We start from the raw sequence: 4,098 nt of genomic DNA on the forward strand, positions 1-4,098 counted from the left end.
CATCTTTGGGACTATTCTTCCTACTATATCCTCCATAATTCCCATTTCTCCTGGGAGGGGCGATGGGTGGGTTGACTCCTGTCTTCCCCTCCTGGGAGGGGTTAGGGGTGGGTTGTCTCCTGCCCTCACCCATAAGACTTTTTCAGCAAACCCTAATTAATAATTAATAATTACCTCTCTCTTAAAAGGTTTAAACCACAATTTTTCGGTAAAAGTTCAGTTATCTCTGTATTTTTCAATATCAAAAAAATCAGACTGATAGCTGAGGTGCAAATTTCTATAGTCAGACATTAAAAAAAATCTCTACTATAGCAGTAAGTTGATATAAATTAACCTAAAATACTAATTTTTATTGATTTACAAAAAAACAATATTGTAAGCATTCAACTATTAGCTGTCAGCTATCAGCAACAAGACTCTCTTCTTAAAGACAGTATTTAAATTAACAACTGACTTTAAGGGCAAGGGAGGCAACTGGGTGCATCTCAATGTTTGAATAAAGCCAAAAATTTATGGCTTTTAGGCAACAGGTAACAAGCAACAGGGAATAGGCAACAGGGAATAGGGAATAGGAAATATATAGGAAAAAAGTATTTTTGCAAATAGATGAGATGCACCCAGGCAACTTTTGTAGTAAGACAATTAATAAAGCTTTGCCATCATATAGTGGACGACCGTTAATCCCCTAAAAATGGTGTATAATTAACTATTTTGTTTAAGTCCTGTTTTCTTTTTGTAGCCTAAAAAATTCTAAAAAATATAGATAAAATATTTCCTATTTTCTGTAATTTAACTATTTCTTTAACCGAAAAAAATCTTTTCTTAACCTCCTGGAAATATTGATTTAATCTTCACCCAATAAAATGTGCTGGGAATTAGTAAAAATTTCCAATTGATTTATTAGATCGAAGCTTAAACAGTCAAATAGACATTTCAGCTTGTTCAGATATTTGGATTTAGATTGATTCCTAAAAATCAACTACAAGGCATATTTATTGAACTGTATTTTTATGCCTTAGATAAAACTTTTTTTGATCAAATTTCCAAAGAAAAAATCAATCTAAAACATCAATTTTAAGGTGAGAGGAGAATCAAATGGCAGAATTAACAGGATTTGCTGTATTACCAGCAGACACATTCGCAGAAGGCCCCCCATCCGGAAACTTCATTAATACAGATAATCGAGAAACACCATTTGATAGTCAACCAGTCCAAGGTTTTAGTGGCGTTCAATTTGCCCCTAGTAGCGAAGATAGTAGTACTTATTGGTTTCTCTCTGACAATGGTTTCGGTTCTCAAGGAAATAGTGCAGATTATTTGCTCAGACTATATCAAGTTGACCCCGACTTTGCTGGAGCAGAAGAAGGTGATGCTACTGTTGACGTTCAAGATTTTATTCAACTAGCAGATCCAAATGATGTCATACCTTTCGACATTGTCAATGAAGGTACAAATGATCGCCTCTTAACTGGAGCAGACTTTGATATAGAATCTTTTGTTATCGATAATAATGGAGATATTTGGATCGGAGACGAATTCGGACCTTATATCCTACACTTCGATAGTACCGGAACTTTATTAGAAGCTCCTATTGCCACACCCAACCCGATCGAACTCAATACCCTTAATGGCCAAGATCCTCTAGTTATTGCCCACAGAGGTGCAAGCGGAGATTTGCCAGAACATACCCTAGCAGCTTATGAAGCAGCGATCGCCGCAGGTGCAGACTTCATCGAACCCGACCTCGTAACTACTTCCGACGGTGTACTTATCGCTCGTCACGAACCACTGCTAGATGATACCACTAACGTTGCTGAAGTATTTAGTCCAGAACGCCAAAGCACCAAAATTCTTGACGGTGAAGAAAAAACTGGTTATTTTGCTGAAGACTTTACCCTAGCAGAAATCAAACAACTACGCACAGTTCAATCTCGCGACTACCGAGACATTAACTTTGATGGGTTATTTGAGATTCCGACATTAGAAGAAGTCATCGAACTCGTTCAAAAAGTAGAAGCAGAAACAGGAGTTGAAGTTGGCATCTATCCTGAAACCAAACACCCTACATTCTTTGATGAACAGGATTTATCTTTAGAAGAACCCCTACACTTTGCGGGATGAAGAGCGTTTCCTCACACTCAACCCTAATAATACTGAGGAATTTGATAGTCCCCAATTAATTGTCAACGCCTTAATAGGTATAGAGCTCCAAAACAGGGAGTAGGCAGTAGGCAGTAGGGAGAAAGAATCAATTATCCTACAGAAATTATCAATTATTTTCCCCTCCTGGGAGGGGGAGGGGCGAGGGGTGGGTTCCCTATTCCCTATTCCCTATTCCCTCTTTTCTGGAGATGTCTATTGTTGAACGCTGTCTAATTTGTTATCATCAGGGTCGGTGGTAGAGAATATTCCCACTAAACTTTTGGCTGGTACGTTTTCGTCGATAGTGGTGTTGCTGAGTGTGAGGTTGGTGGGAGGATCGTTGAGGTCGTTAACTTTGATGCTAAATGTCTTCTGGAAAGTTCCTCCCTCCGAGTCAGTAGTTTGGACTCGAATACTATAGTTAGACTCTGTTTCATAGTCTGGTGAATCTTTGATTTTTAGTTGGTTTCCATCTATAGTAAAGGCTGAGTTATCAGTGTCTCCCTCTCCGCTGACTAATTGGTAGATAAAAGTATCCTTGAGATCGGGGGCAGTGTTGTTGAGTGTGAGGTTGGTGGGAAGATATTGATCGAAGTTGTTTAACCAAACTTTGTTAGGCTCATTCAAATTAGCAACAAAAGCATCCGTGTCGCCATCTCCATCTACATCTGCTAAACTCACACCTACGCTACTGGAATGCCCTAAAGCTTGCTGTGAGTCAGTGAATTGACCGCTACCATCATTTAACCAAACTTTGTTAGGCTCACTCTTATTATTAGCAACAAAAGCATCCGTGTCGCCATCTCCATCTACATCTGCTAAACTCACATCTGCGCTATTGGAATTCCCTAAAGCTTGCTGTGAGTCAGTGAATTGACCGCTACCATCATTTGACCAAACTTTGTTAGGCTCACCAAAATTAGTAACAAAAGCATCCGTGTCGCCATCTCCATCCACATCTGCTAAACTTACACCATAGCTATTGGAATTCCCTAAAGCTTGCTGTGAGTCAGTGAATTGGCCGCTACCATCATTTAACCAAACTTTGTTAGGCTGACGAAGATTAGCAACAAAAGCATCTGTGTCGCCATCTCCATCCACATCTGCTAAACTTACACCATAGCTACTGGAATTCCCTAAAGCTTGCTGTGAGTCAGTGAATTGGCCACTACCATCATTTAACCAAACTTTGTTAGGCTCACCACCATTAGCAACAAAAGCATCCGTATCGCCATCTCCATCCACATCTGCTAAACTCACATCTGCGCTATTGGAATTCCCTAAAGCTTGCTGTGAGTCAGTGAATTGGCCGCTACCATCATTTAACCAAACTTTGTTTTCACCACGATTAGCAACAAAAGCATCCGTGTTGCCATCTCCATCCACATCTGCTAAACTTACACCATAGCTACTGGAATTCCCTAAAGCTTGCTGTGAGTCAGTGAACTCAATCATCGGAGTAGCATTGACTGTTTGTATCGGCATTACAAACATCGCAACTGCCATTACCACTGCCAGCACAACCTGAAAAAATTTACCCAAAGTTTGTTTTGGTTGTGGCGAAGGATTAAATTCATTCGCTATTGTAGTTTCAGCTACATTTGTTTTCTGTAGCCATCTTAAATGCAACATGATAGAAATTATTCTCCTTTACTTTTTTTCTTTATCGCTAGGTAAAGTAAACCAAAAGTTCTCTCGAACTGCCAAATTTAATAATTTGTTTATAAATCAACAAGAATTTTAATCTACAACCTTCCTGAATGATGGTAAGCATTCAGCTATCAGCAGTCAGCTATTCCTACGGAATGCTACGCAAACAGCAATTATATCATGTCCGGTTGAATACTTACACTTTGGAGGTCCGAAGGCAGGAGGCAACCCACCCCTAACCCCTCCCAGGAGGGGGAGGCAGAAGGGAAGAAAAGGCGCTCATGAGAAAAAGTGTTTGATCACGCT

The 4,098-nt window shown here is 39.7% G+C and carries 2 protein-coding genes; one reads left to right on the top strand and one right to left on the bottom strand.

Annotated elements, in window-relative coordinates:
- Nucleotides 1–1,095: 1,095 nt before the first annotated feature.
- Nucleotides 1,096–2,121 carry a glycerophosphodiester phosphodiesterase family protein gene (locus F6K54_RS41505; RefSeq protein WP_293090331.1) on the top strand — a complete coding sequence of 342 codons (1,026 nt, stop codon included), beginning with the start codon at nt 1,096–1,098 and terminating at the stop codon, nt 2,119–2,121.
- A gap of 234 nt (nt 2,122–2,355) precedes the next feature.
- Here the strand turns inward: F6K54_RS41505 and F6K54_RS41510 are convergent, their stop codons facing one another.
- Complete coding sequence (locus tag F6K54_RS41510; RefSeq protein WP_293090332.1) at nt 2,356–3,774, bottom strand: FG-GAP-like repeat-containing protein; 1,419 nt, start codon at nt 3,772–3,774, stop codon at nt 2,356–2,358.
- Nucleotides 3,775–4,098: the final 324 nt, after the last annotated feature.

Origin of the sequence: Okeania sp. SIO3B5 (assembly GCF_010692555.1) — a bacterium.
In the GTDB taxonomy this organism is placed as follows: Bacteria; Cyanobacteriota; Cyanobacteriia; order Cyanobacteriales; family Microcoleaceae; genus Okeania.